The organism is Mycolicibacterium neoaurum, from assembly GCF_036946495.1.
Lineage (GTDB): Bacteria > Actinomycetota > Actinomycetes > Mycobacteriales > Mycobacteriaceae > Mycobacterium > Mycobacterium neoaurum_B.
In genome coordinates, this window is sequence record NZ_JAQIIX010000002.1 from 796,344 (window position 1) to 822,575 (window position 26,232).

Sequence of the window (26,232 nt, forward strand, 5' to 3'; positions counted from 1 at the left end):
TCTTGGTTCGTGTCACTGGCCGTTCAGGGGTCGCTCTTCGACCACTCGGAACGTCGGAGCCTGGGTGCCGGCGCCTGGATCGACGTGCGCGCGGGCTGGCTCAACGGCTGGCTGGACGATGACAAGACGCTGTTCGACGAGCTGCTGACCGCCATCCCGTGGCGCGCGGAGCGCAGGCAGATGTACGAACGGGTGCTCGATGTGCCGCGCCTGGTCAGCTTCCATGACCTGACCGCCGCCCCCGCCCCGCATCCGGCGATCGCCAGGCTGCGGGTCCGGCTCAACGACATCTACGCGGGCGAACTGGGCGAACCGTTCACCAGCGCGGGGCTGTGCCTGTATCGCGACGGTAACGACAGCGTGGCCTGGCACGGTGACACCGTCGGGCGCAGCAGCACCGAGGACACCATGGTGGCCATCGTCAGCCTCGGCGCCCGGCGGGTGTTCGCGATGCGACCGCGCGGCGGCGGACGCAGCCTGCGATTACCCCAGGCCCATGGCGACCTGCTGGTGATGGGCGGCTCAGCGCAGCGGACCTGGGAGCACGCGGTACCCAAGACCGCCCGGCCCACCGGGCCGCGGATCAGCATCCAGTTCCGCGTGCGCGATGTGCGCTAACTGCGACCGGCGCGGACGTCCTCGACCGCGGCGGTGAGCATCTCGCGGGCTTTCTCGGTGTCCACCGGCGCCACCGGGGTGTTCGGCACCACGAGCGGATTGGCCGTCACGATGACCATGAAGGTGTCGAAATTCGCGACGTAGTTGAACAGTTCGCCGCTGCGTGGCTTGCCGTCGACGGTGGTCTGCACGACGCGATGGGTGCCGAGCACGCGAGCACCCTCGATCTGCGGAGACTCCACGACTTCGACCAGGCCGCGCACCCCCGGCCCGCCGAAGGCGACCTTCTGGCAGTCGGGGCCGGGATCGTTGGGCGGCACCGGCTCGGAGGTCTGCACCGCGATCGCGATGAACCGGTTGCCCTTGCCCTCTGCGGTGGTGGCGGCCATATTGCCCTGCGCGCCTTCGGGAATCGCGAGGCCCCCCGCGAACTTCGCGCAGGCCGCCGGCTCGATCGCCACCCCGGCGGGCACGGTCTGCGGTGCCAACATCTTCGGGTCGATACCGGTCGGTCCCGTGGTGGTGACCTGGAAGCCCGAGTCGAAGACCGACTTCACCGCGAAGACACCGGCAATATCGGCCTTCGACGAGTCGCCGGAGGAGCACGCCGTCAAGGCGGCAGCACAGGTAACCAGGGCCAGCGCCCGTGACGTCAGCATCGCCGCCAATCTACCCGGCCGGCTCCACGCTCCCGGAGATCTCGTCGGTCGCCGAGCGCAACAGCCGACCGGCGACATCCGGCCCGAGCTCCGGCAGCGCCGAGCCGGGGTCGGTGACGACGGTGACGGTCACGACGTAGCCGGAGCTCGGGTAGGCGATGGCGGTGTCGGCGTGCGAACGGGTCTCGGTACCGCCTTCCACGACGGTGGTGGCCACGGTGGACATCGCCGCGGTGGGCGTGCCGGGGATATCGGGGGCGGCCGCCGCGGTGACCGTCGCGGTGGTGCGCCCACCCCGCAGCGTCCAGGCCTCACAGCCGGACGGGATGGCGGCCACGGTTCCGGGACCGGCCACCACGGCGTGAATGATGCCTCCGGGCCCGGAGGCCGACCAACCGTGCGTCGGCGCACCGGCGCCCGGATCGGCCAACGCCGCGCATTGCCCGGGTTCGGCGGCCCAGCCCGCCGTCATCCCCCAGAAACCGGCCGGCGCCGCATTGCCGGCGAGTGGCGTGACCTCGTACCCCGGCGGGAGGTCGGACTGAACCCGCTGCACCGCAGCAGGATTCACCACTTTTACCGCACGCGTGTCCGAGCCGCCGGCCCGGTCGGTCGGCGGGGCCGGCGCAGGGGCGGAACAACCGCTGATCACCAGCACCGCGCCAAGGCCGATCGCGTAGCCACGCACACCGCCTGTGTTACCACACCGACGCCCAGGTTTCCCCGGCGAAACGCGTCTCACGACATGCCGTCGGTTTCCCTCCGGCCCTGTAACGTCCGATCCGAGATTCGACGGACAGGAGAACCGATGAACAAGCAGACCACAGCCCGAGGCGCGGCCGTTGCGGTCGCGGTGCTCAGCCTCGCCCTGGCCGGCTGCGGATCCGACACCAAGACCGACACCAGCTCCAGCGCCGAGGAGACCTCCACCTCGGCCGCTGCCGCGCCGGAGACCGACGGTGACGCGCCGGCCGGTACCGGCGAGAATCTGACCATCGCCCAGTACATCCAGCAGAACGGCATCACCGAGGCGCAGGTCAAACGTGGCACCCCCGGGGCACCGTCGGTGAATCTGCCTGCCCCGCAGGGCTGGGTCGATGCCGGTCCGGCCACCCCGGAATGGGCGTGGGGCCAGCTCGTGTACGCCGACCCGAGCATGCCGCCGCCGCCGCCGACCATCACCGCGATCCTGTCCAAGCTGACCGGTGATGTCGAGGGTGCCAAGATTCTGGAGTACGCACCCAACGAGCTGAAGAATCTCCCCGACTACAACGGCGGCAACGAGGGGCAGCCGGGCAAGCTCGGCGGATTCGACGCCGTGCAGGTCGGCGGAACGTACGTCAAGAACGGCAAGACCCTGCTGGTCGCGCAGAAGACGACGGTCATCCCTGCCGACGACGGGCTGTTCGTCCTGCAGATCAACGCCGAAGGCACCGAGGAACAGATGGGCCCGCTGATGGACGCCACCGCGGCCATCGACGAGCAGACGACCATCACGCCCAGCTGATCACGCCCGCGATATCTCCGACGCCGCCGCGATCTGCGCCGGGCTGGGGCGCACCCCGGTATAGCGCTCGAACTGCTCGGCCGCCTGCAGCGCGATGACCTCAGCCCCGGTGATCACCGGGATGCCCGCGGCACGGGCGGCGATGATCAACGGTGTTTCCGAGGGCAGGGCCACGACGTCGAACACGGTCGCCGCGGCGTTGATCGCGTCCTCGTCGAACGATCGGGCGGACTCCTCGGGACCGCCGGCCATCCCGATCGGGGTGACGTTGACCAGGATCGGTGCCCGCACACCGTCCGCGGAAGTGGTGTGCTCCCAACCGATCCGGTCGGCGAGTGCGCGACCGGTCTCGGCATTCCTGGCGACGACGACCCCGCGGGTGAATCCCGCTCCGACGAACGCGGCGGCCACGGCGTTGGCCATCCCACCGCTGCCGCGCAGCACCAGCGCATCGTCGGGATCGAGCTCGTGCTGGGCGATGAGTTGTTGTACCGCAAGGTAATCGGTGTTGGAGGCGGTGAGGTGACCGTTGTCGTTGACGATGGTATTCACCGATTCGATGACCCGCGCCGACGGCTCGATATCGTCGACCAGCGCCATCACATCGGTCTTGAAGGGCATCGAGACCGAGCAGCCGCGGATGCCCAGGGCCCGCACCCCGCCGATGGCGGCCGCGATATCGGTGGTGGTGAAGGCCTTGTAGAGGAAATCCAGGCCCAGTTCCTCGTACAGATAATTGTGGAACCGCGTGCCGATGTTGCTGGGCCGCGCGGCAAGCGAGATGCACAGCGTGGTGTCCTTGTTCAGCGGCGGCCGGCCGGCACTGCGCGCGGGTTGGGACATCAGCCCACCGATCCCATCACTCGCCGCGCCAGGGCGGCGATCTCGTCGTAGATTTCCGGACGCAGCGATAACGCGTCGGCCGGCGGGACGTCGATCTCGGTGACCACCACGTTGAGATCATCGCGCACCCAGTGCGCACCGGCGCGGTCCAGGATGGCGCGCATCGCATAGTTGTCGGTCAACACCCGTGCCGAGAAGCGGGTGACGCCGCCGACGTGCGCGGCCACGGCCAACGCGTCCATGAGGAATGTCCCGATGCCGTGACCCTGATAGATGTCGGCGACGATGAACGCCACCTCCGCGGTACTCACCCCATGCCCCTCCCGGACGAACCGGGCGTCGGCGACCACCGGACCGTCCGGTCCCGCGGTCATCACCCAGACGAAGTGATCGACATAGTCCACCTCGAACAGGTAGGCCATCAGCGATGGCGTCGGGACCCGGGTGCTCTGGAACCGCCGATACAACGTCTCGGCCGAGAACTCGATGGGTCCGTCGATCGTGCGCACGTTGTCACCGGGCAGCACCGGACGCAGATGCAGGACGAGGTGGTCTCGCAGCGCGATCTCGATCGGCGTCAGATAGGCGGCCAGCCGCTGGCGGGCGGTGCGCACCAAACGTGGCATCACCCCCGGCAGTTCGACAAGGGCGGCAAAGGCTTCGGGTCCGCCCACCCAACCGGTCAGCGCCGTGGCGGCCACCACGGTGGCGCTGCGTGGGGTGTGCCGCAGCAGGGCGATCTCACCGATCACGAGGCCTGGATCGACGGTGATCGTGACGACCTCACCACGGTCGCCGACGTGGGTCACCTCGGCCCGTCCGGTAGCGATCAACAGGAAGGTCAGCGCCGTCTCGCCCTGTCGCATGAGAACCTGTCCCGGGTCGGCGACCAGCGGTTGCAGCTGGGACGCCAGGGGACGCAGTGACTCGGGCGCGCACCCGGCGAAGAACTCAAGTGCAGCCAGTTCGTCGGCACGGTCAGCGGTCACTCCGGACACCTCACGAGGCTACGGCGCGGTCGTCGGGGTCGGCAACAACGGTCAAGATCACGTTTGCTATAGACGTGGGCACATGCCCGTTGGAAAAGTTTTCTACGCACCGGTCAGTAATTTGTGGCAAACTCCGCATATGACACAAGCGCTGCGCCGCACTCGGGGGCGCCCACGAGCAGCTAACGGAGCGGAAACCCGCGAACGGATCATCTTCGCGGCTCGTCAAGTTTTCAGCGAGCTTGGCTACGATGCGTCGACATTCCAGGAGATTGCCGAGCGCGCCGATCTGACCCGCCCAGCAATCAATCACTACTTCTCCAACAAGCGCGATCTGTACCAGAACGTGCTGGATACGACCCACACCGGACTCATCGAAGCCGGGATCGCCGCAGCCGCCGGCCAGACCACTCTGCTGGACAAACTGACCGCGTTGATGAGCGGCATGCTGGCCGCGCACCGCGAGATCGACTCCGCCGCAGCTTTCCTTGTCACCTCGATGCTGGAGGCCCATCGCCACCCCGAGTTGAAGAACGAGCAATATGCCCCGCGCGACGGAATCCGCGCCTTTCTAGCCAAAGCCGTCAGCGACGCGATCGCAAATGGTCAATTGACCGACGAAACCGATGGCAACGCCCTCATCGAGATGTTGCTGGTGCTCATGTTCGGTATGGGTTTCTACGCCGGCTTCGTCGGCACCGACGATGAGGTGGCCGCCGTCATCGACAGGCTGCGCAGACTGTTGTCCAACGACCTGTGGGCGCTGCGGGAGCCTGCCGCCAGTTGAGCCGGCCTTCGGTCGTGCCGCGAGGGTGCGGCACCTAGCCGCGCGGCTGTTGCAGCACGGTGACGAACTCTCGCAGTGGATCGGCCGAGGTCGCCGCGTCCCCGATGAACGGGTGGGACAGCTGCGCCACCAAGAACAGGTTGGTCGCCACCAGCACACCGACGATCGCGACCATCGGGTAATGCATCGAGGACCGCTCGACGCCGTAGATGATGGTGGTGCCCAACACCAGCGTGCTGGTCAAGAAGATGACACCCCACAGCGGCCACGGCGCCCCGTCGTCATCGCGCGCCTGCAGCAGCCGCACCGTGCGGGCCTGGCTCATCTTGTCCAGGTTGCTCAGCGATGTGGTCAGCCGGCTGCGCTGGGCATCGGTGGCCGGTTGGAGCTCACCGTACGCCCGGTACACCGCGTCCAGCGCCCGGTCGGCCTCGGGTGTGGTGGTCGCATTCCCGCCGGGCCACTCCCGTAACGCCGCCTGACCGTAGTCGAGCAGGGCACCGCGCAGCCGTTGGGCGTCCGGATCGGCGAAAGCCACCGTGTCCCTGGCCAATTGCACCGCCGCCGCGCCCTCGGCCCTGACGTTGGTATCCGCGGTGTTGATATGCCCCCACATGGATGACACGACGAACCCGATGAAGAAGGCGTAGACGAAACCGATCACCCCGTAGGTGAACCGGACGACGTCGTTGTGGTCATCACCCTGCAGTCCCGGGAATCGTCGGCGCACCAGCATCTGCAACAGCACCGCGCCGCCGGCGATCAGCACAACCAGGAGGACCAACAGGACACCCGCGGGAACGTGCTCGACCAGCCAAGCGCTCATCGGCTGACTCTAGAGCGATCCGGTCACGGCGTCGATGCGGTCGTCTAGGGTCTGGGCCGTGACGACCTATCACACGTCGAACGATGAACGCGTCCGGGAGGGCGAGTGGGCCGGCGGGATCGCCGATGAGCCCGCAGCGGTCCCCACCATCCGGATAGGGCGCCGCTGGATCAGCACGGCGTGGCTTGTGCCGCTGACGATCGCCGCACTGATCGTCGGCGTCGCCATCGCCCAGCACCTACGGCAGCACGAATGGATGCAGGAATTCATCCTGCGCTATCCGGGAACATCGGCGCCTCGCGGCGGTATCGAACCCGGACTGCCGGCTTGGCTGCGCTGGAGTCACCTGTTCAACATCGTGTTCATGATGTTCATCATCCGGGCCGGTCTGCAGATCCTGGCCGACCACCCTCGGCTGTACCTGAACTCGGGTAGCACGCCGGGAACGGCGTGGCTGCGACTACGTGGGCCGATCCCCGCCGATCGACTCAATCCGGCCGACCCGGCACGGGTGTGGACCGCCAAGGACGACTCGGTGTCCTTGCCGAAATGGCTGGGCATACCGGGAGTCCGGCACACCATCGGCCTTGCCCGCTGGTGGCACTTCACCTTCGACACCCTGTGGCTGCTCAATGGGATTGTCTTCTATGTCCTGTTGTTCGCCACCGGCCAGTGGCGTCGCATCGTCCCGCAGTCCTGGGATGTCATCCCCAACGCGGCCTCGACGATGGTGCAGTATCTTTCCCTGGACTTTCCGGTCAATGACGGCTTCGTCGCCTACAACGCACTGCAGTTGACCGCCTACTTCCTCACGGTCTTCGTCTTCGCGCCATTGGCTTTCCTCACCGGCATCCTGCAGGCGCCGGCGATCGCCGCCCGATTCGGCTTCGGCGCCGGTCCCGCCAACCGTCAGGTCGCGCGCTCGGTGCACTTCCTGGTTCTGGTGTGGATGGTGTTCTTCATCGCCATCCACACGATCATGGTCTTCACGACCGGCCTGGTGGGCAATCTCAATCACATCGTCTTCGGCACCGATATCCAATCCCCATGGGCACTGGTCGTCTATCTCGTCGCGATGGGGGTGATCATCGCGCTGTGGATGCTGGCGTCCCCGGTAACCCTGCGGTACCCGCGCGTCGTGCAGCGAGTGGGTCGATTCGCGGTCGGATGGATCAAGGGCCTCATGGAGTGGGTACACCCCAAGGCCGAGTACTCCGAGAGGGACATCTCCCCGTATTTCTGGCCCAACGGAACCCTGCCGGCATCATCGACCTATCGGGAGTTGGCGGCCGGAAACTGGTCCGGTTACACCCTGCGGGTGGGCGGTCAGGTGGAGAACCCGACCGAACTCAGCTATGCCGATCTGCTCGCGATGCCCAAACACGATCAGATCACCCAGCACTACTGCATCCAGGGCTGGTCTGGCGTGGCCAAATGGGGCGGAGTCCGCATGGCGGACATCCTCGGTATCGTCCGGCCGCTGCCGTCGGCACGCTGGGTGGTGTTCTACTCGATGGCCGACGGTTCCGAGCCGGGCGGCGGACGCTATTACGACTGCCACAAGATCGGCCACATGCGCCATCCGATGGCCCTGCTGGCCTATGAGATGAACGACGCCCCCCTCACCGAGACCCATGGCGCACCGCTGCGTTTACGCAACGAGGTCGAGCTCGGGTTCAAGCAGGTGAAGTGGATCGAATCCATCGAGTTCGTCGACAGTTTCGAACATATCGGCAAGGGACAGGGCGGCTACAACGAAGACCACGAGTATTTCGGCTTCCGGATGCCCATCTGATGTTCCGCAGCGGCGGCCTGTTCGCCGCGACGGTCAACCCGTCGCCAGTACCGACAGCAGTTGCAGTTTCTCGTAACTCGTGCTGCCCGGCGCGGCGGTGTAGACCAGCAGCGTGTGCGACTCCTCGGGGTCCAACAGGATCTGACAGTTCAGTTCGAGCTCGCCGACCTCGGGGTGCACATAGCGCTTGAGCTCGCGGGGTTTGATGCCGATCTCGTGACGATCCCAATGGGCACGGAACTCGGCGCTCTGTTCGGCCAGCAGTGCCGCCAACTCGGCCGCGCGCGATTGCGGCCCGCGCATGCCGAGCAGTACCCGCAGGCCGGAAACATACATGCGCGAATAGAATTCGTGATCCTCTTGCGGGTACAGATCGCGTGCGGCCGGATCGGTGAACCACCGGTACCCGCTACTGCGCGCGGCACCGGTATGCCGGGTCAGGTCCCCCACCAGCGCCACACCCATCGGCGTCTGGCGTAGCGTCTCCCCAAGCTCGGTGACGATCTCGGCGGGAGTATCGGCCAGCCGGTCGAAAATCCGCAACATGCCGGGTCCCACATGGTCGGTTCCCGTGCCACGCGGCGGCGGCCGATGGCCGGCCAGCCGGAAGAGGTGATCGCGTTCATCGCGGGTCAGATGCAAACCCTGCGCGATCGCGGCGATCATCTGCTCCGACGGCTGGGGGCCGCGTTCCTGTTCCAGCCGCGAGTAGTAATCGGTGGACATATGGCACAGCGCGGCCACCTCTTCCCTACGCAGACCAGTGGTGCGGCGGCGCGGCCCACGGGGTAGCCCGACGTCCTCGGGCTGCAGCGCATCGCGCCGGCTTGTGAGGAAGTCCGCCAGCGCCCTTCTATCGATCATGTCCGCCATTGTGCTGCCGCCCGGCCGGCTCAACCACGGATTGACCGTCCGTGGTTGAGCCACGCCTTCGCAGGCAGTGTCGTCTGCATGACCCGCGAACGATACGAACTTCCACTCCCCGATCTCACCGGACGCCGTGCCGTCGTGACCGGCGCCAGCGACGGTATCGGGCTCGGCATCGCCACCCGGCTGGCCGGCGCCGGCGCGGAGGTGGTCATGCCCGTCCGCAATCCGGTGAAGGGCGAGGCGGCCGCCGCCACCATCCGATCCCGGCACCCGGCGGCACGATTGCGACTGGAATCGCTCGATCTTGCCTCGTTGGAGTCGGTGCGCGCGCTCGGCGAACGTCTGTGCAGCGAGGGCGCTCCGATCCATCTACTGATCAACAACGCCGGGGTGATGACGCCACCACGGCGCGAGCGCACCGCCGATGGATTCGAATTGCAGTTCGGCACCAACCATCTCGGCCACTTCGCCCTCACCGGCGCACTGCTGCCGGTGCTGCGGGCCGGCCGGGCGCGTGTCACCTCGCAAACCAGCATCGCCGCCCGCGGCGGGCAGATCAACTGGACCGACCTCAATTGGGAGCTCACCTACGACGCGATGTCTGCCTACCGGCAGTCCAAGATCGCCTGCGGGCTGTTCGGATTGGAGCTCGCACGCCGCAGCGCTGCAGCCGGCTGGGGGCTCAGCAGCACCATCTCCCATCCCGGGGTCGCCCCGACCAGCCTGCTGGCCGCGCGGCCCGAGATGGGCAGAACTGCGGACACCACCCAGGTTCGGCTCATCCGCTGGCTCTCGGCACGCGGGTTACTTGTGGGGACCGTGGCGACCGCGCAGCTCCCGGCCATGATGGCGGCGACGGCCGCCGATCCCGATGAGTTCTACGGCCCCCAGTGGCCGGGGAACGCCGGCGGGCCGCCCGGTGTGCAGAAGCTGTGGAAACCCTTGCGTGACAGCACCGCCGCGGACCGGTTATGGGATCTTTCGGAACGATTGACCGGCGTGCGGTTCGGCTGAGCCGCGGTACGGCCTCAACCGATCGACGGTATCGGCCTATTCTGTCGACATGCCGTCGCGGGTGGACCTGCTGCCGACCGCCGGACGCTGGCATCAGTGGGGGGCCGCGGCCTATCTGGCCATGCTCGCGCTCTATGCCGGAGCCGCGACATCACACGATGCCGGGTCCGCCGGCGTGCACCAGCTGTACGCGGTGCTGGCCGCGGCGGCTGCCGTTGCCGTTGCCGTCCTGTTCACCGGGCACCTGCTCGGTCTCGGGCGACGCCGCGAGCTGCTGCTCGGCTGGCCGATCGCCGCGCTGGTCACGACGACGGTGGCCGGCCTGATCGAACCCGCCGCCACACGCGACCTCCCCGGCACGATCACCATCACCTTTGCCTACGCCGGGCTGACCAACCCACCTCGGCGATCGTTGTTGTTGGCGCCCTTGGGTGTGCTGGCCTTCATCGTCGGTGGCCAACACCCCCTCCCCGCCGCGATACCGAAAGTCGCCGCTGCGGCCGTGATGTGGGTGCTCATCGCCGAAGTGCCTGCGTGGCTGATCGCGCGCCTCGACCAGCAGAGCAGACAACTGCGCGTGATAGCCCTGACCGGCTTGCTCGACCGGACCACGCTGGCACCGCAATTGGACGCCCACAACGCTGATTCGGCGGTGTTACTGATCGACCTCGACGGTTTCAAGCGCTACAACGACGCCCACGGGCACCACGCCGGTGACGAGGTACTGGTGCGATTCGCGGATACACTGCGCGCCTCGATCCGCACCGGCGACATCGGTTTTCGGATCGGTGGCGATGAATTCCTGGCAATCCTCGTCGGCGCCGATGACGACGAGGCCCAACGGGTGATCGATCGCATCCGCAGTCGATGGTCGGTGGCCGGAGCGCCGGTGTCCTTCAGCGCCGGTACCGCGACGGGGCCGACCGATCTGCTCAAGCTCGCCGATGAGCGGATGTACCAGCAGAAGCGACTGCGCCGGGAGCAGCGCGACTGAGCGCTGGATTCCGGTTTACGGGGGATTTCCCCCTGGTGGACCCGTCGGCCGCACAGCAGAGTTGCTCGCGTGTTCACACTCTCCGATCGATCGGTCGCGGCGCTGTCCATGATGGTGTCGGTCGTCTTGGTGGCCGCATTCGTCCGAGGGCCCGCCGCGCTGTTGCACCGGTCGTTTCCCGAGTACGCGGACGTCGACGGGATGCCCGACGCGGTGACCTCTGCGGTGAGACAGTTCCTGAGTTCACCCACTGCCGCCCTGCCACCGGAATTGGCTCGGCTGACCGACTATTGGTTTCAATGGCACGCCATCAAGATCGGGATCAGCGTTGCGCTGGTGATGTCCTTCGCGATCCTCGCCGCCGCATGCTGGACGCGCTACCTGAGCCAGCAGGGCCGACGTGCCGTGTCATACGGGTTGGCAGCCAACCTCGCCGGCATCCTGGCCTTCTTGGCCGGCTGGCTAGTGGCCATCAATGTCCAGGCGACTGCCGTGCCGCTGGTCGCACTGTTGCCGTGGATACCGCCGGGCACACTGTCGATCGACACACTGGTCGACAGTCCCGCAATGACCGAATTGCTGGAGCAGGTGAGTCGGTATCACTGGGTGCTCGTGGTTGGCACCGGCGCGCTGGCGGCACTATCCGTAGCGGGTTCGGTGGCGTTGTGGCGCCGACGCACCGCCGCGGGCAGCCGCGACCGGCGCATGTTCTCAGCGCTGCTGACCCTCACATCGATGAACGCGGTGGCCGGGGTGTTGGTCAGCACCTACAGCATGATCTCAGCGATGGATCCCGCCGCGTCACTGCGCGCGATCCTGGAAATGGGTTAGAGCAATCTTTGTCACGCACGCTGGGTGAGTGCCGGTGCCAAGAAGTCCTCGAGTAACCGGCGTTCGACTGCGGGATCACTGGCGGGAAAACTGAGCAGGGATACGAAGATTCGTACGATCCATTGTGCGGCAAGCGGATTCTGCGTGGTGAGACCCGTGAGCTCACCCGCGAAAAGCCCGAGTCGCGGGGACTCGATCAACGACTCGGCCAAGCGAGTATCCCGGAACGACTGGACGATATCGTCGCTCAACGGGTCGGCGCGCACTCGGTCGAGCGCGACGAGAAAGGCGACCACCAGCCGTTCGGATCCTTCCAAAGGGGCGACGGCCTCTCGCACGGCGTGCATGATCCGCTCACCGGCGACGGAGAACACCGCCTCGCGGATCTGAGCTTTGCCGCCGACGTTGCGATAGATCGTCGCCCGCGAGCAGTGTGCTCGCGCAGCGAGGCTGTCGATATCGAAGTTGTCCCAGCCGTGACAGGCGACCATCTCGGTCGCGACCGACACGATGCGCCGCGTTGCCAGCGCCCGGCGATCTGCGCCGACGAGCCAGTCACCACCCGACACTTTCGACTCCTCTGACATCAGCCGGCCTCCTCCGTCGACTACTTCTGCGCGGTTCTCATCGTGCGACAGAATCTCGCCTGAGAGAGTCCATTCGCCCTGTTCGGATCGTCGTTCTGAGACAACGGTAGCCCCGGATGCACGCTGCCCATTTCAAGTTTCCTCCTATCGTTGACGCGACTTGTGCAGGCCGCTCAGTATTTGCCCGGTGACGTCCACATCGAGCCAACTCGGAATCGGACTGCTTGCCGACGACGCGATCCAAAGCCCACACCCACTGTATTCACGCATGCATAGCGAGGGCCCTGTGCATCGCGTGGGCGATTCCACGTTCTACGCGGTGTCCGGCTGGGACGCGATACAGGACGCCGTGTCACGGCCCGAAGACTTCTCGTCGAACTTGACCGCCACGATGACCTATCAAGACGACGGCACTGTCGGCACCTTCACCATGGACCCGATCGGTGGCCCCACCCACGTCCTCGCCACCGCCGATGATCCGTCACACAACGTTCACCGCAAGATGATCGTGCCTCAACTCGCTGCGCGGCGAATCCGAGCCCTGGAGCCCTTTATTCGCGATGTCACGACTCAACTGTGGGACCGCGAATTTCGCGGCTCACACGTCGAGTGGATGGGATCGATGGCCAATCGGCTGCCGATGATCGTGGTGTGCCGGCTCATCGGGGCTCCAGAGGAAGACATCGATCGGCTCGTCGATTGGGGCTACGCCGGCACGCAGATGCTGGAAGGTTTTGTCAGCGACGATCAGCTCAAGGAAGCGGGGATCGCGGTGATGGAGCTCAGTGGTTACATCACGAAGCGCTTTCAGGATGCGGCCGGCAGTCCTGAAGACACCCTCCTCAGCGACTTGGCCGCCGCGTGCGCTTCGGGGACCCTAGACGAGCTGAGCGCACAGATCATCATGATCACTCTCTTCAGTGCGGGTGGTGAGTCGACCGCATCTCTCATCGGTTCCGCGGCTCACATCCTGGCGACCATGCCCGATGTCCAGCGCCAGCTTCGTGATCGCCCGGAACTGCTGGGCGCCTTCATCGAAGAAGTGCTGCGCTATGAGCCGCCGTTCCGCGGTCACTATCGCCACGTACTGCGCGACACCACCTTGGCCGGAGTGCCTTTGGAGGCGGATTCCCGACTCCTTCTGCTGTGGGGAGCCGCCAATCGAGACCCCGCCAAGTTCGAGTATCCCGACCAGTTCCGCCTCGATCGGGACAGCGCGCGTGGACATCTCGCGTTCGGAAAAGGAGCCCACTTCTGCGTCGGTGCCGCACTGGCCCGTCTGGAGGCGCGCATAGTGCTGGAATCGCTGCTGGCACATACCGCCAACGTGGAGGCCGCCGGCGTAGGTCGCTGGCTGCCCAGCCTGCTTGTTCGCCGTCTTGAGCGACTAGAACTCGCAGTGTCCTGAGCAGGAACGTGATGGACGCTAGAAAGAGTTATGGCACAAACATTTTGATACGAGCCAGTCTCAATCCGCGGCTTCCAGGTAGGAAACCAGTGCGTTGGTCAACCCACGGCGCGCGAGGTCCAGGTCCGAATATGAGCCGAGCTGACGCTCCGAGACCAGACCGCGCATAGCCCCAGGGATCAGCGTGGCGACCTCACGCACGCGATCCGGGTCGGCGCCGAGATCCTCGAATGCGTTGCGGCAGATCTCCAGCCATGACCGACCCCAGGAGTACAGCTCGGCCGCGGTCTGCGGATACAACCGCTCCAGTTCGGCATGATCGCGTGGCAATGCCGCACGCAGGTTCTCGATGGCCCGGGAATCCGGCGAATCGAGACCCTCGAAAAGGGTGTCGATGATGTTGGCGACGCGCTTGCTCAAGACGGGGTCGGTGCTGAACGATGCGAACACATCGGCTCGGCGTTGTGCCGTGCGATGAAGCACGGCGGCCCAGAAGCCGTCGGCGTCACCGAATTGGTACTGCACGGCGCCCCAGGTGGCGCCGATGTCCTTGGCTATCCGGTTGGCCGATACCGATGCGGGATCACCCGAGGCCAGCGCCTTCAACGCGGCCTCCAGCATGTTCTCGCGGGTCGCCTGGCCGCGCCGATTCGGGCGTCGTGCCGGCATGGAGGCCTCGGCCGTGTCGGTCATCAGCCGAGGATATCGCGCATCGGGCAAAATCATAAAGGCCACTATGCAAGTTTCATTGATTGTTCTATGCTTCCCGCATGGCCAAGCCGCCCCTGTCCATGAAGCCCACCGGCTGGTTCCAGGTCGCCTGGTCCGACGAGGTCGGTATCGGCGCCGTCCACCCCATGAAGTACTTCGATCGAGAGCTGATCGCGTGGCGCTCGGAGTCCGGGCAGGTCACCGTGATGGACGCCTACTGCGAGCACCTCGGTGCCCACCTCGGATACGGCGGCACCGTCCATGGCGAGGTGCTGCAATGTCCCTTCCACGGCTGGCAGTGGAATCAGCAGGGCCGTAACGTCTGCATTCCCTACGAGAATCGGCCCAACCGCGGACGTCGCATCAAGACCTATCCGGTGACCGAACGCAACGCGTCGATCTACATCTGGCATGACATCGAGGACCGGGAGCCGTTCTTCGACGCCCCCGACGTGTTCGCCAGCTTCGGCGACGGCACCAGCGAGGCCGACTACTACCCGCAGCAGCGACTGTTCGAGCCCGGGCGTGAGATGCATCCACAGTACGTGCTCGAAAATGGCGTGGATTTCGCACATTTCAAGTACGTGCACGGCACGCCCATCAACCCGATCTTCACCCGGCACGACTTCGACGAGCCGGTGTCCTATGTCGATTTCACCATCACCTTCGAGGGTGACGATGGTCAGCGGATCGAAGACATCAACAGTGGCGTCGAGGCGATCAACGGCGGCCTGGGTGTCGCCGTGACCAAGAGTTGGGGAATGATCGACAACCGCACCATCTCGGCCATCACGCCGGTCGACGAGCGCACCTCCGACATCCGCTTCATGGTCTACATCGGACGGCCGAAAGGCGAGGTGCGCAACCCCGAGCGCGCCCGCGTCAAGGCCGAGGAGTTCGGCGCCGAGGTCATCCGACAGTTCCGCCAGGACATCCATATCTGGTCCCATCAGCGCTATTCCGACCCTCCCGCGCTCGCCAGTTCGGAGATGAAGGGGTTCACCGCGATCCGCAACTGGGCCCTGAAGTTCTACCCGGATGGCAAAGGCGGCAGCGCCGCCGACCTGGCTGCCCGAGCCACACACTGACCAAATGATCTGACCCAGAAAGGTTTTCGATGGCAATCAAGGTATTCCAGGTCGCGACCGGCAACGTCGGCTCCGAGATGATCAAGCGGATAGCCGATGAACCCGATCTCGAACTGATCGGTGTGCACTGCTACTCGCCGGACAAGATCGGCAGGGACGCCGGCGAGCTGGCCGGGATTGCGCCCAACGGGGTGATCGCCACCGGCACCGTCGAGGAGATCATCGCCGCCAAGCCCGATGTGCTGACCTTCCACGGTGTGTTCCCCGATGAGGACCTGTATGTCAAAATCCTTGAGGCCGGGATCAACATCGTCACCACCGCCGACTGGATCACCGGGTTCCACCGCGACACCAACCACCCGCACCCGTCGGGCAAGCTCGTCAGCCGGCTTCTCCAGGAGGCGTGCGAGAAGGGCGGTGCGACGTTCTACGGCACCGGGATGAATCCGGGTGTGAACCAGATCCTCGGCGTGGTGTGCTCGGCCGATGTCGCCGAGATCGAGAACGTCACCACCATCGAATCCGTCGACGTGTCATGCCATCACTCCAAGGACACCTGGATCGAGGTCGGCTATGGGCAACCCGTCGACGATCCCTCGATCCCGGACAAGCTGCGCAAGTACACCGAGGTGTTCGCCGACTCGGTGTACATGATGGCCGACTGCTTCGGACTCGAGCTCGACGAGGTGAAGTTCGAGTACGAGCTGGGGGCATGCACCAAGGATGTCGACCTGGGCTGGTACCAGCTCCCCAAGGGATCCCTCGGCGGCAACTACATCAAGTACGTCGGCACGGTCGACGGCGTACCACGGGTGGAAACCCATCTGGAATGGCAGATGACCCCGCACACCGATCCCAGCTGGGATATCAAGGGCTGCTACATCACTCAGATCAAGGGCGACCCCAACATCTACAACAAGCACATGATCTTCCCCAAACCCGGAGTCGACCTGTCGAATCCGGACAACTTCGCCTCCATCGGGATGACGGTGACGGGGATGCCCGCACTGCACTCCATCAAATCCGTGGTCGCGGCCGCACCCGGCATCATCACCAGTGCCGACCTTCCACTGCGCGGCTTCGCCGGCCGCTTCAAACTCTAGCGGCACCGAATCATCAGGAGGCCGCATGACGCTGCCACACCCCGAACCCGTTCTGCGCGTGGTGCAATGGACAACGGGCAACGTCGCGGCCGAAACGGTACGCGCGGTGCTCGCCCGCCCCGATCTACAGCTGGTCGGCGCCTACGCCTACTCCCCTGAGAAGGTCGGGGTGGACGTCGGACAGTTGTGCGGGCTGGGCGAGGACTTCGGTGTCCGTGCCACCGATGACGTCGGCGCTTTGCTCGATCTGCGGCCGGATTGCACCATCTACAACCCGCTGCACTTCAATGTTGCGGAGGTGCAGAAGATCCTGCGCGCCGGTGTCAACATCGTCACCAGCGCCGAGTTTCTCACCGGTCGCAACCTCGCCGATGACGAGCGCGCGGATATCGACGCCGCGGGCCAGGCGGGCGGAGCGACACTGTTCGGCAGCGGGATGAACCCGGGCTTCGCGCAGCTGGTGGCGGCCATCTCCAGCGGGGTGTCGACCGACGTGCGGCGGGTGTCGATGACCGAATCGGTCAACGTCGCCGAATTCATAGGTGATGCCAACTTCCAAGCGGTGGGTTGGGGTCGCCCCAAGGATGATCCGGGCCATGTCGAGGATGTTCGCCGCGGCACCGCCGTGTTCGCCGAGGCGGTCGATGTCCTCGCCCACCTCACGCGGGTCGAGCTCGACAGCATCGACTGCACAGTCGATTTCGCCTATACGACCCGAGACGTGGTGGCCGATGGAGTGTCCCTGCCCCAGGGACACGTCGGCGCCATGGACGTTCGGTGGTTCGGCGTGGTCGGCGGTCGCGAGGTCCTCACGGTCACACAGCGCTGGGTCGCCACCGAAGCACTCGACCCGCCGTGGACCGTCGAGCACGGTTACCGCATCGAGGTGGTCGGCGACCCGAACGTGCACGTTCGGGTCGATCTGATGCCCACCGACGCCGATCTCGCCGACCTCACCCCGCAGCGGATGCGCAGCATCGGCCTGCGCATCACCGCGGGTCCGTTGATCAACGCCATTCCCGCGGTGTGTGCAGCTGCCCCCGGTATCGCTACCTACGCCGATCTGCCCGCGATCGCAGCGCACATTCCGGCCGCGCTCGCCACGCAGAAGAATCTCTGATCGGCAAGCCCGGATCGGGAAAGAACCGGTGACCGGTGCGCTCACCGAACACGCCACGTGAAGTGGAGCTAAAGGGAGACTTGTCGAACCCTGATACTGCTGACCGAACACAACGTCTATGCGGGTCAGATATCCACCGGCGGTTCGGAACCAGACCGACCCAGACTTCGAGACACGCAAGATGCACCGACCAGCGCGCAAAGAAACGGGAACACTCGCTGTTGTCGATGTTGGCGAGTCACCTGGAATCTGTCGACGCGGGGGACACGTCCCCGTTCTTGTCTCCTCGGTGTCACCCTTGTTGTCGAGTCATGGTCCGGGTCAGAGACCCTTGCCTCGGCCGCCTGGCGAGCCTAGGAATACCGTGAGCAGCTGACGCAACCACTCGCGGGCAGCTGGGAGGTCGTCGTCGAGCAGCAATTGGACGGTCACGCCATCGTAGACGGCGATGGCAGCCCGTGCTGCGTCTGATGGTGTGGCCAGTGACTGGATTGGTCGCGCGTCGAGTTCGGCCAATCGGTGCTCGATAGCATTACGCAATCGCTGTCGGTGCTCGATGAGCAGGCTGGCAACATCGGGATGGCGCGCCGCGTGCAGCAGAAAATCCGTTTTGATGAGAAGCCAATCTCGTTCCAACAGAAGCGTTTCCGAGACGCGATCCAGTGCTGGCTCGACGTCCACCCCACCTCCGACTCTGGCGATGGCATCGGCGACCTGCTCGGTGATGACATGAGCCTTCTGCTCGTAGAGGGTGAAGAACATCGCATCGAGGCTGTCGAACTGCGAGTAGAACGCCCCACGCGTGTAACCCGCGGCCGCGCATACGTCCTCGATGCGGGTACGCCCGAACCCCTTCTCAGCGAAGACCCGATAGGCAGCATCGAGCAGACGTGCCCGTGTCTCGGCTCGCCGCTTGGTGACGCGCACCCGCTTGGCCGGCGCGCTCTCGGTCTTCACTGTCATGTCCCCCACAACTCTATTGCACAGCGCATCTGATTCAGTATCGTATTCGATACACGAACGTTTCAGATTTGAGGAGGCGATATGGACGCCGATGTGATCGTGGTAGGCGCCGGACTGGCCGGGTTGGTCGCGACACACGAACTGACCCGACGAGGCAAGAGGGTGGCCCTGGTGGACCAGGAGAACGCCGCCAACCTGGGCGGCCAGGCCTTCTGGTCGTTCGGCGGCATCTTCCTGGTCGACAGCCCCGAGCAGCGCAGGATGGGCGTGAAGGACTCCTTCGAATTGGCTTGGAACGACTGGCAGGGCAGCGCCGCGTTCGACCGGCTCGACGATGAAGATATATGGGCCGCCCGTTGGGCCAGGGCTTACGTCGAATTCGCCGCCGGAGAGAAGCGCTCCTACCTGCATGAGGACGGCGTCACCTTCCTGCCGACGGTCGGATGGGCCGAACGCGGCGACCTCACCGCAAACGGGCACGGCAACTCCGTCCCCCGCTTTCACGTCGCCTGGGGCACCGGAACCGGTGTCGTGGAACCCTTCGCCAACTCGGCACTGGCGGCAGCGGCCCGCGGGCTGGTGAGTTTCCATCACCGCCACCGCGTCGACGAACTGATCTACAGCGACGGCGCCGTCGTCGGGGTGCGCGGGGCGGTGCTGGCACCCGACAGCGCGGTGCGCGGTGCACCGTCCAACCGCGACGAGACCGGCGAGTTCGAACTCTCCGCCCAGGCGGTGGTCATCACCACCGGTGGTATCGGCGCCAACCACGACATCGTGCGCAAGTACTGGCCCGAACGGATGGGCACACCGCCGAAGACGATGATTACCGGAGTTCCTGCGCACGTCGACGGGCGCATGCTAGACATCGCCGCCGATTCGGGTGTGCGCCTGGTCAATCGGGACCGCATGTGGCATTACACCGAGGGCATCATCAACTGGAACCCGATCTGGCCCCAACATGCCATCCGCATCCTGCCCGGACCATCGTCGATGTGGTTCGACGCCCTGGGCCGCCGTCTGCCCCAGCCGTTCCTGCCCGGCTACGACACCCTGGGGACGTTGCGCTACCTGCGCACCACCCCTGATATCGCCCAGTACGACCATTCGTGGTTCATCCTCACCCAGAAGATGATCGGCAAGGAGTTCGCGCTGTCGGGCTCGGAACAGAATCCCGACATAACCAACAAGGATAAGAAGGAATTCCTCAAGGAACGCCTGCTGAACAAGGGTGCGCCGGGTCCGGTCGAGGCGTTCAAGGAACACGGCGTCGACTTCGTCGTCGCCCACAACCTCGAAGAGCTCGTCGGCCGGATGAACGCCCTGACCGAGCAGCCGCTGCTCGACCCAGCTGACATCCGCCGCCAGATCGAAGCCCGGGACCTGCAGATGGCCAACCCGTTCAGCAAGGACGCCCAAATCCAGGGTATCCGCAACTCGCGCAAGTCCCTGGGCGACCGACTCGGTCGCACCGCCGCCCCGCACCGCATCCTCGATCCCGCCGCGGGCCCGTTGATCGGGGTGAAGTTGCACGTGTTGACGCGAAAGACGTTGGGCGGCGTTCAAACCGACCTCGCCTCCCGCGCGCTCGGCCACGACGGACAACCCATTCCCGGGCTGTACGCCGCCGGTGAGGTCGCCGGCTTCGGTGGCGGTGGCGTGCACGGCTACAACGCACTGGAGGGCACCTTCCTGGGCGGGTGCATCTTCTCCGGGCGCACCGCCGGCCGCACCCTGGCCGACATCCTGTAAAACGCCCACACCGATAGTGAGAGGAGGTCCGACGTTGTCCTGGCAGATGCACGCCATCGCGGCCTACGCCCGGCTGTGGCGCCGCCCCCGCAGCTACCGCTCAGCCGCCAGCACCGCGGCCTTCCTGCGCCGCCCCAAACACAGCGCCGCGCCACCTGATCGGCTAAGGAAGTTGCGCAGCTTCCGGATCAGCGAAACCCGTTACGGCGACTACACCTGTTACACCGTGCACCCACCCGGGAAGCCTGACGTGCCCGACGGCCTCGGAAGTACCGTCTACCTGCACGGCGGCGGGTACGTCAGCGAGATCACCGTCGAGCACTGGAGTTTGGTAGCCGACATCGCCACCACCACGGGCCGACCGGTCCACGTACCGATCTACGGACTGGCGCCGAACCACAACGCCGTGGACGCCCACACGTTCCTGCGCCAGGTACTCAATGATGTGGCTTCCCCGGGCCCGGTCTATCTAGCCGGTGATTCCGCCGGCGGAGGACTGGCGTTGGCAGTGACCCAGCAATGGCTCGCCGCCGGCGGCGCCCCGCCAGTGGGTCTGACCCTGATCAGTCCCTGGCTCGACGCGACGGCAAGCAACCCGGCAATCCCCACCGTCGCCCACCTCGACCCCTGGTTAACCGTCGAAGCCCTCCACGTCATCGCCAAAGTCTGGGCGGGCGCTCTCGACCTCCGCGACCCGCGAGTCAGCCCCATCTACGGTGACCTCGCCACGCTGCCCCCAGTCGACCTCTACATCGGCACCCGCGACATCCTCCAACCCGACTGTCTACGGCTGCGCGACGGTGCCCCCACTGGGCGGGTGTCCTACACCCAACAATCGGGGGCCATTCACGTCTACCCCTTGCTGCCCGTGCCGGAGGGGCGCCGAGCCCGCGCAGTACTGCTCAATCGTCTGAGCGCACAATTCAATTCGTGAAGCTGGAGCTGTTCGTTGCCAGGGCATATGACCTGAGCGCCTCAGGTCGGCGATGCGCAGCTGCGCGGCGAACCGCCGCAACAGCCCATCGGCTCCGATGTTCGACTTCGCTACGACTAGTTCCTCTCGAAGAACCGCCTCATCCACATCTTGGGGGGGGGATTGCAACGCCGAGTACTTTTGCTGAGGTCGTGATGCGGCGATCTTCCCACGCACGCAATTCGGCACGAGGTATGCGCCGGCCGGCGATGAGCGCGTCGATGTCGATGGTCACGTCCATCACGCCCTGTCTGCCGCGACCGCAGCCTCGAGCCAATTGGAGAACTCACACGCCAGGTGCCAACGATGGCCGCGAATGACGGTCCAGATCATGGGCAAAGGGAACTCGACCACCAGACGTGCATGCAGGCCGCATGCAAGGTCGCGAAACTGGTGTCGGACACTGCCGATCGGTGCCCCACTGCTCCCGATCGCAACACCGTCGAGTCGGTACGGGAACTGAGGATCGATTGGTGTGGTGATCGAGGAGACGTCGTCGTAGTCGATGGTGAAAGAGGCGGCGAACGGGCTGCCGCCGTTGGTCTCCAAAACCTGTTGCTTTCCGTCGAGGAAACGAAGTACGAAATGGTCCGGGCACGCGCGTTCCATCTCGTACTGATTCGAGGAGATGGTGATGTCGTTGAACCAATCGGTGAACATCTTCGCCGAGCCGTCTGGGACGAAAAGCTCAGTCACACAGATGCGCCGGCGGTCGCTGAGGCGGGCCTGCGCCCGTGCCATCCGGTCGGCAATCCTGGCATTGCCGGCCAATCGACGAAGGAGTTCCTCGCTCCCAAGTGCGCGTTTGATGCCGAGAAATTCTTCGCGACGGACAGCGACGGCGCCGGCTGCCGGTGCAGCCACACCGATCTTGCGAGCGGCGGCGTCGATCCGATTGTTCTCCCACGCCAATACATCAGCGCGGGGGTAGGACTTGCCACCAACGGCCGCGACTATCGCCAACTCCGTAATCGACATCACCCTCCTAACGCAATACTGTCTAGCGTTAACCGACGCTAAGCTACTACTTCGCTTCCGTCAACGGTCGCGGCCCGGCGGCGTCGAGGATCTGGCGGAGTTGCGAGGGGAGGATGCAGGGGTGGACGAATCCAAAACCACGCGGCGACGCCTCGGCGGCCGATCGGCCCGGGTGCAGGATGCCGTCGCGCAAGCCGCGTTGGATCAACTATTGGAAGTCGGATATCAACGGCTGACATTTCGGGGGGTGGCCCAGGCGGCGGGCGTAGCCGAGACGACGGTGTATCGCAGATGGCCCACCATCAACCATCTGACTGCGGCTGCACTACTCAAGCTCGCCCAAGTGGACAATCCGTTGCCGGACACTGGAACGCTCGGTGGCGATCTTCGGGCCCTGTTGCATCAGATCGTTGCTCTACTGAGCCGGCCTGAGGTGCTTCGAGTAGTCCGCAGCTCGGCAGCGATCGACCCCGGAGATGATGGCGACGGTTCGGTGCTGGCCGGCAAATCAGCCTTCTTCGAGACACGGTTCGCCGAAGCCAGCCTCATCGTCGATCGTGCGGCCAAGCGGGGCGAAATCGCAAGCAATACCGACGCCTACCTGGTCATCGAGGCGCTGGTCGCGCCGGCATACATGCGAGCGCTTCTGGACAATCGGCCCTTGGACCAGAATCTGGTCGATTCGTCCGTCGCCATGGTGCTGGGAGCGCTGAAGGCCGGGAGCATCCCGGAGCGTGCGTGATTGCTTATCCGAGTGGGGAACATCAGCTGTTCAGTTGAGTGGCCAGCCAGTGCACGACGTCGCGCCGAACGGCATCTCCATGCTCGGTGAACAACTCGAAATGCGACTCGGGATAGGAGCGGTATTCAACCTGGCGAGCCGCTGCCAACGCCTTGCGCACCCGGCCGGGCGGGGTGATCGAATCAGTCTCGGCCAAGATGACCAGCGCGGGAACCGCCAGGTTTCCGACCGTAGAGCGTGTCGACCATCGCAGCATCTTCGGCAACGACGCCACCGTGACCTCATTGCGATAGGTCTCCGCGCCAGCGGCCATGTCCGCGGCCCACTCGTAGGCCCCGTCGGAGTTCATCGCCGCGATCTCCCCCGGCCGGCCGGCCGCTGGAATTTTCCTTCGCGACCGAACAATCGCAACACCGTGTCCTTAATCAACACCGGCGCGAGTTGGATGTTCGCCGTGGGCGTCAGGTAGATGAAGGGGATCACCGCGGCGACAGCCGCGATGCGCGAATCGGTTGCAGCGATCTTCAGTGCGTGGCCACCAGACAGACTCGTTCCCCAGACCCCGATTCGGCTGCCATCGACCCGCGGGTTGGCCGCCAGCACGTCGAGCGCGGCGCGGAACGCGCGGAACTGTTGGGGCGGATCAACCTGCTGACGAGGGTGCCCAGCACTTTCGCCGAATCCGGCATAGTCGAACGTCAGCGACATGATGCCCCGCTCGGCCAGATCCCGGTGGTAATCCGGCATGATCATCTCTTTGACGCCGGCAAAACCTGAGGCGCTGAACACCGTCGGCAGCAGTCGGTTCGAATCCTGGTCAGGAATCGTCCATGTCGCTGCGCAGGCGACTCCGTCCACCACGAGCGTGTCCTGCTCGATCTTCATAACGCCACCTTCGTCGTATCTGGCAGTGCCCCAAGAGAAGCCATGACCTGCGTCGGGGATCTCACGATCGGCTGCGGCCGGCGACGCGATCCGGCTCAAAAATGCCGACAGCCTCGGCGTCAGCCGTTGGTCGCGTGGCTGTAGAGCTGCGGGAGGATATCTTCGGAGCGTCCCGTTTCTTCGATGTTGTGCTGTATCCAGTTTTCGGCGGTGCGCGCCGAGTAGAACAGTGGGCGTCCGACATTGGCGATCCGCGCCGGCCCGGAGTCGAAGCCGATCGTGGTCTCGGCGTAGAACCGCAGTCCGCCAGGGACCGGGCCGTAGAGGTGCACGATTCGACCAACCCGCACACCGGCTTTGATGATGTCGAAGGTGAACTCTTCCTCGTCGAGGCGAGTCGTGGTCACGGTGGCGTGGATGCGGTCGTGGAAGTCGTTGAAGATCTCGTCGATGGTGAACGTGGTGCCGACGGTGATTTCAGCGCCCGGCGCGGACGTCGACGAGCGAGGCGTGACAGCGATGTGATCGCGGTGATGCCACAGGTGGTAATGACTGACCTGCGGGCCGGTGAAATCGACGCCATTCCACGTCGTCGAGCCGGCCAGGTTCTCGAACCACCAACGCATCATCTGCGGGGTCACCCCCCGCAATGTGTCGTGCTCGATCTGCACCCGAATTGCACCGGATCGAAGGGTCTGCACATTAACCCATTGCGCCGATGACACCGGCTTGAACGCCAACGTCCCTGCTCTTTCGAGCGCTGCCCGGGCCCGAAGGCGTCGCTCACGCAAGTCCGCCAGTATCCCCTCGCCCATAGGCCGCCCTTCACTCGCGCTCTACAGATGTAGAATTTTTCTACAAATGTAGAGTAGTTGTGTGAACCGAACAAGCGGCGCTTCAGGCGGCCGCCGTAGCGCGATCGCCGATGCCGCGATCACAGTGCTGGCCACCAGCGGTTCACGGGGCCTGACGCATCGGGCCATCGACAAAGAACTGGGGTTGCCGGAAGGCTCGACGAGCGCCTATCTGCGCACCCGGGCCAGCCTGTTCATCGCCGCCACACAGCGCCTGGCCGAACTGGACCGTGAGGCGCTGGATGCTCTCTACTCGAAGCTGAGAGCAGCTGACGGCAATGCGACACCGGCCCAGCTGGTCGCCGCGATCGTCGACGACTGGACCACACCGCAGGCAGCGCCCCGACAACTGGCCCGCATCGAGCTGCAACTGGAAGCAACACGCAACCCCGCCGTCGCCGAGGCGCTGGCAACCCAACGACTCGCCTTCATCGGCCTGGCGCACACCATGCTTGAAACCTGGCACGGCGCAGACGCCGTGCAGGACGCTGACACACCCGGTGCGGTTGCCGGACTGCTTATCGCCCTCGTCGATGGGTTGATCGCAGACCGGCTGCTGCACAACCGAACCGCCATACCCACCGAGCACCTCACCCAGGCCTTGGCCGAGCTGCTAAGCACCCCGGGATCGGCGGCCGCGTCAACGCTTCCTGTCACGCTATACAGGCCAGCACGGTCATCTCCGAAATGACTTTCAAAGCTCACCGCACGTACCGACGAACACACCCAGTCAAAGTTCCACCCCTCGGGAAGCCCGGCGTGCACGCCGGTTGCGCGGCTTGAACCACTGCGCGAAATCGGTATCGGCCTGTTCAGCATCGAGCACCGACGTATCCACCCACGTGGGCAGCGATGGGTCTGAATCGCCGGGGTTGCTTCCAATTCGGGGGTAACCCGCCGTGAGAATTAGTTCATACATTCGGTCGGCGGCAAGTACTGGTGGCAGTTGTCGCAACGTGGTTGAAAACGACATGACAAACACGTTTGAGAAGCCAGTTGTTTTCTCAAGCTTGGTGAACGATGGTCATTCGGAGGTCACTTCCGAAAGGTTTTGTTCACGGAGTACGAGAGGTCACAGCAGCAGCAATCTCAGCAGGTTCAGCTGATGGCGACCGTGATCGTCCGAGTTGGGACATGCCGTCCATTCATGGGATAACGGCGATTGACAGTGGGACCAGGATCGAGAGCCTGGCGCCAGATACCTAGCCAGGGTTCGATCCTCAGAGTTCAGATGTCCGGAAGTGGAGCTAAGGGGAATCGAACCCCTGACCTTCTCGATGCGAACGAGACGCGCTACCAACTGCGCTATAGCCCCTTGACCGGTTAGGAGGCTAC

The 26,232-nt window shown here is 65.0% G+C and carries 28 protein-coding genes and 1 tRNA gene; 15 read left to right on the forward strand and 14 right to left on the reverse strand.

All coding sequences use genetic code 11. From position 1 onward, the window contains the following. The first annotated feature begins 9 nt into the window (after window positions 1–9). Window positions 10–618 (forward strand): alpha-ketoglutarate-dependent dioxygenase AlkB, encoded by a 609-nt coding sequence (locus PGN27_RS09210; protein WP_030133433.1) that lies wholly within the window; start codon window positions 10–12, stop codon window positions 616–618. Here PGN27_RS09210 and PGN27_RS09215 read toward each other — a convergent pair. Together PGN27_RS09215 and PGN27_RS09220 are read right to left on the reverse strand one after the other, a co-directional pair. Next, complete coding sequence (locus PGN27_RS09215; protein ID WP_335325856.1) at window positions 615–1,277, reverse strand: DUF5642 family protein; 663 nt, start codon at window positions 1,275–1,277, stop codon at window positions 615–617. The two genes, PGN27_RS09210 and PGN27_RS09215, sit on opposite strands and share 4 nt — an antisense overlap. A gap of 10 nt (window positions 1,278–1,287) precedes the next feature. Then, window positions 1,288–1,965, reverse strand: coding sequence for a DUF5642 family protein (locus PGN27_RS09220; RefSeq protein WP_335325857.1), 678 nt, complete (start codon window positions 1,963–1,965; stop codon window positions 1,288–1,290). Window positions 1,966–2,085: 120 nt separating this feature from the next. On the opposite strand from PGN27_RS09220, the gene lpqN reads away from it, so the two are divergent. Next, window positions 2,086–2,784 (forward strand): envelope biogenesis lipoprotein LpqN, encoded by a 699-nt coding sequence (gene lpqN, locus PGN27_RS09225; protein ID WP_335325858.1) that lies wholly within the window; start codon window positions 2,086–2,088, stop codon window positions 2,782–2,784. On the opposite strand, the gene PGN27_RS09230 is transcribed toward lpqN, so the two are convergent. After that, on the reverse strand, window positions 2,785–3,627 hold the full coding sequence (locus tag PGN27_RS09230) for a shikimate 5-dehydrogenase (protein ID WP_335325859.1): 843 nt from the start codon (window positions 3,625–3,627) through the stop codon (window positions 2,785–2,787). After that, a complete protein-coding gene (locus PGN27_RS09235; protein ID WP_335325860.1) occupies window positions 3,627–4,625 on the reverse strand; it encodes an acetyltransferase Pat in 999 nt (332 codons plus the stop codon). Before PGN27_RS09235 ends, PGN27_RS09230 begins: the two co-directional genes overlap by 1 nt. A gap of 73 nt (window positions 4,626–4,698) precedes the next feature. Here PGN27_RS09235 and PGN27_RS09240 point away from each other — a divergent pair, with 73 nt between their 5' ends. After that, window positions 4,699–5,403 carry a TetR/AcrR family transcriptional regulator gene (locus PGN27_RS09240; protein WP_418888573.1) on the forward strand — a complete coding sequence of 235 codons (705 nt, stop codon included), beginning with the start codon at window positions 4,699–4,701 and terminating at the stop codon, window positions 5,401–5,403. Window positions 5,404–5,437: 34 nt separating this feature from the next. Here PGN27_RS09240 and PGN27_RS09245 read toward each other — a convergent pair whose 3' ends face one another. Next, the gene (locus PGN27_RS09245; protein ID WP_335325861.1) at window positions 5,438–6,229 is read right to left on the reverse strand and encodes a bestrophin-like domain; all 792 of its coding nucleotides are present in this window, start codon (window positions 6,227–6,229) and stop codon (window positions 5,438–5,440) included. 34 nt (window positions 6,230–6,263) lie between these two features. Here PGN27_RS09245 and PGN27_RS09250 point away from each other — a divergent pair, with 34 nt between their 5' ends. Further along, complete coding sequence (locus tag PGN27_RS09250) at window positions 6,264–8,024, forward strand: molybdopterin-dependent oxidoreductase (RefSeq protein ID WP_335325862.1); 1,761 nt, start codon at window positions 6,264–6,266, stop codon at window positions 8,022–8,024. A 33-nt stretch (window positions 8,025–8,057) separates the two neighbouring features. On the opposite strand, the gene PGN27_RS09255 is transcribed toward PGN27_RS09250, so the two are convergent. Continuing rightward, a complete protein-coding gene (locus PGN27_RS09255; protein ID WP_335325863.1) occupies window positions 8,058–8,888 on the reverse strand; it encodes a helix-turn-helix transcriptional regulator in 831 nt (276 codons plus the stop codon). A gap of 87 nt (window positions 8,889–8,975) precedes the next feature. Here PGN27_RS09255 and PGN27_RS09260 point away from each other — a divergent pair, with 87 nt between their 5' ends. The 3 genes from PGN27_RS09260 to PGN27_RS09270 all read left to right on the forward strand — a co-directional run bounded on the left by PGN27_RS09260 (window position 8,976) and on the right by PGN27_RS09270 (window position 11,733). Beyond that, complete coding sequence (locus PGN27_RS09260) at window positions 8,976–9,908, forward strand: SDR family oxidoreductase (protein WP_335325864.1); 933 nt, start codon at window positions 8,976–8,978, stop codon at window positions 9,906–9,908. Between the two features lie 49 nt (window positions 9,909–9,957). After that, the gene (locus PGN27_RS09265) at window positions 9,958–10,902 is read left to right on the forward strand and encodes a GGDEF domain-containing protein (RefSeq protein WP_335325865.1); all 945 of its coding nucleotides are present in this window, start codon (window positions 9,958–9,960) and stop codon (window positions 10,900–10,902) included. Window positions 10,903–10,971: 69 nt separating this feature from the next. Beyond that, window positions 10,972–11,733 carry a hypothetical protein gene (locus PGN27_RS09270; protein ID WP_335325866.1) on the forward strand — a complete coding sequence of 254 codons (762 nt, stop codon included), beginning with the start codon at window positions 10,972–10,974 and terminating at the stop codon, window positions 11,731–11,733. Between the two features lie 11 nt (window positions 11,734–11,744). On the opposite strand, the gene PGN27_RS09275 is transcribed toward PGN27_RS09270, so the two are convergent. Then, window positions 11,745–12,320 carry a TetR/AcrR family transcriptional regulator gene (locus PGN27_RS09275; RefSeq protein ID WP_335325867.1) on the reverse strand — a complete coding sequence of 192 codons (576 nt, stop codon included), beginning with the start codon at window positions 12,318–12,320 and terminating at the stop codon, window positions 11,745–11,747. A 187-nt stretch (window positions 12,321–12,507) separates the two neighbouring features. Between PGN27_RS09275 and PGN27_RS09280 the strand changes: the two genes are divergently transcribed. Beyond that, window positions 12,508–13,728: a cytochrome P450 gene (locus PGN27_RS09280; RefSeq protein ID WP_335325868.1), complete on the forward strand. Its 1,221-nt coding sequence runs from the start codon at window positions 12,508–12,510 to the stop codon at window positions 13,726–13,728. Between the two features lie 60 nt (window positions 13,729–13,788). Here the strand turns inward: PGN27_RS09280 and PGN27_RS09285 are convergent, their stop codons facing one another. Then, window positions 13,789–14,421, reverse strand: coding sequence for a TetR/AcrR family transcriptional regulator (locus tag PGN27_RS09285; RefSeq protein WP_335325869.1), 633 nt, complete (start codon window positions 14,419–14,421; stop codon window positions 13,789–13,791). A gap of 77 nt (window positions 14,422–14,498) precedes the next feature. Here PGN27_RS09285 and PGN27_RS09290 point away from each other — a divergent pair, with 77 nt between their 5' ends. From PGN27_RS09290 to PGN27_RS09300, 3 genes are read left to right on the forward strand one after another with little or no spacing between them, the layout of a single operon-like run. Then, the gene (locus tag PGN27_RS09290) at window positions 14,499–15,527 is read left to right on the forward strand and encodes a Rieske 2Fe-2S domain-containing protein (RefSeq protein ID WP_335325870.1); all 1,029 of its coding nucleotides are present in this window, start codon (window positions 14,499–14,501) and stop codon (window positions 15,525–15,527) included. A 29-nt stretch (window positions 15,528–15,556) separates the two neighbouring features. Further along, window positions 15,557–16,630, forward strand: a complete 1,074-nt coding sequence (locus tag PGN27_RS09295; protein ID WP_335325871.1) for an NAD(P)H-dependent amine dehydrogenase family protein — start codon at window positions 15,557–15,559, stop codon at window positions 16,628–16,630. Between the two features lie 25 nt (window positions 16,631–16,655). Next, window positions 16,656–17,750: an NAD(P)H-dependent amine dehydrogenase family protein gene (locus PGN27_RS09300; protein ID WP_335325872.1), complete on the forward strand. Its 1,095-nt coding sequence runs from the start codon at window positions 16,656–16,658 to the stop codon at window positions 17,748–17,750. Window positions 17,751–18,071: 321 nt separating this feature from the next. Here the strand turns inward: PGN27_RS09300 and PGN27_RS09305 are convergent, their stop codons facing one another. Further along, entirely contained in the window at window positions 18,072–18,713 is a 642-nt protein-coding gene (locus PGN27_RS09305) for a TetR/AcrR family transcriptional regulator (RefSeq protein ID WP_335325873.1), read from the reverse strand. A gap of 81 nt (window positions 18,714–18,794) precedes the next feature. Between PGN27_RS09305 and PGN27_RS09310 the strand changes: the two genes are divergently transcribed. Continuing rightward, the gene (locus PGN27_RS09310) at window positions 18,795–20,465 is read left to right on the forward strand and encodes an FAD-binding dehydrogenase (RefSeq protein ID WP_335325874.1); all 1,671 of its coding nucleotides are present in this window, start codon (window positions 18,795–18,797) and stop codon (window positions 20,463–20,465) included. A gap of 34 nt (window positions 20,466–20,499) precedes the next feature. Next, a complete protein-coding gene (locus PGN27_RS09315) occupies window positions 20,500–21,399 on the forward strand; it encodes an alpha/beta hydrolase fold domain-containing protein (protein WP_335325875.1) in 900 nt (299 codons plus the stop codon). A gap of 279 nt (window positions 21,400–21,678) precedes the next feature. Here the strand turns inward: PGN27_RS09315 and PGN27_RS09320 are convergent, their stop codons facing one another. Then, the gene (locus PGN27_RS09320) at window positions 21,679–22,209 is read right to left on the reverse strand and encodes a hypothetical protein (RefSeq protein WP_335325876.1); all 531 of its coding nucleotides are present in this window, start codon (window positions 22,207–22,209) and stop codon (window positions 21,679–21,681) included. A gap of 379 nt (window positions 22,210–22,588) precedes the next feature. On the opposite strand from PGN27_RS09320, the gene PGN27_RS09325 reads away from it, so the two are divergent. Continuing rightward, complete coding sequence (locus PGN27_RS09325; protein ID WP_335325877.1) at window positions 22,589–23,158, forward strand: TetR/AcrR family transcriptional regulator; 570 nt, start codon at window positions 22,589–22,591, stop codon at window positions 23,156–23,158. Between the two features lie 22 nt (window positions 23,159–23,180). Here PGN27_RS09325 and PGN27_RS09330 read toward each other — a convergent pair whose 3' ends face one another. The 3 genes from PGN27_RS09330 to PGN27_RS09340 form a co-directional block, all read right to left on the reverse strand. Next, window positions 23,181–23,507 (reverse strand): alpha/beta fold hydrolase, encoded by a 327-nt coding sequence (locus PGN27_RS09330; RefSeq protein ID WP_335325878.1) that lies wholly within the window; start codon window positions 23,505–23,507, stop codon window positions 23,181–23,183. Continuing rightward, the gene (locus PGN27_RS09335; protein ID WP_335325879.1) at window positions 23,504–24,043 is read right to left on the reverse strand and encodes an alpha/beta hydrolase; all 540 of its coding nucleotides are present in this window, start codon (window positions 24,041–24,043) and stop codon (window positions 23,504–23,506) included. The genes PGN27_RS09330 and PGN27_RS09335 overlap by 4 nt, the downstream gene beginning before the upstream one ends. 119 nt (window positions 24,044–24,162) lie before the next feature. Beyond that, window positions 24,163–24,858, reverse strand: coding sequence for a DAPG hydrolase family protein (locus PGN27_RS09340; RefSeq protein WP_335325880.1), 696 nt, complete (start codon window positions 24,856–24,858; stop codon window positions 24,163–24,165). A gap of 61 nt (window positions 24,859–24,919) precedes the next feature. On the opposite strand from PGN27_RS09340, the gene PGN27_RS09345 reads away from it, so the two are divergent. Then, window positions 24,920–25,588, forward strand: a complete 669-nt coding sequence (locus PGN27_RS09345; RefSeq protein WP_335325881.1) for a TetR/AcrR family transcriptional regulator — start codon at window positions 24,920–24,922, stop codon at window positions 25,586–25,588. 551 nt (window positions 25,589–26,139) lie between these two features. Here the strand turns inward: PGN27_RS09345 and PGN27_RS09350 are convergent. Then, a tRNA-Ala gene (locus PGN27_RS09350) sits at window positions 26,140–26,212 on the reverse strand. Window positions 26,213–26,232 lie beyond the last annotated feature (20 nt).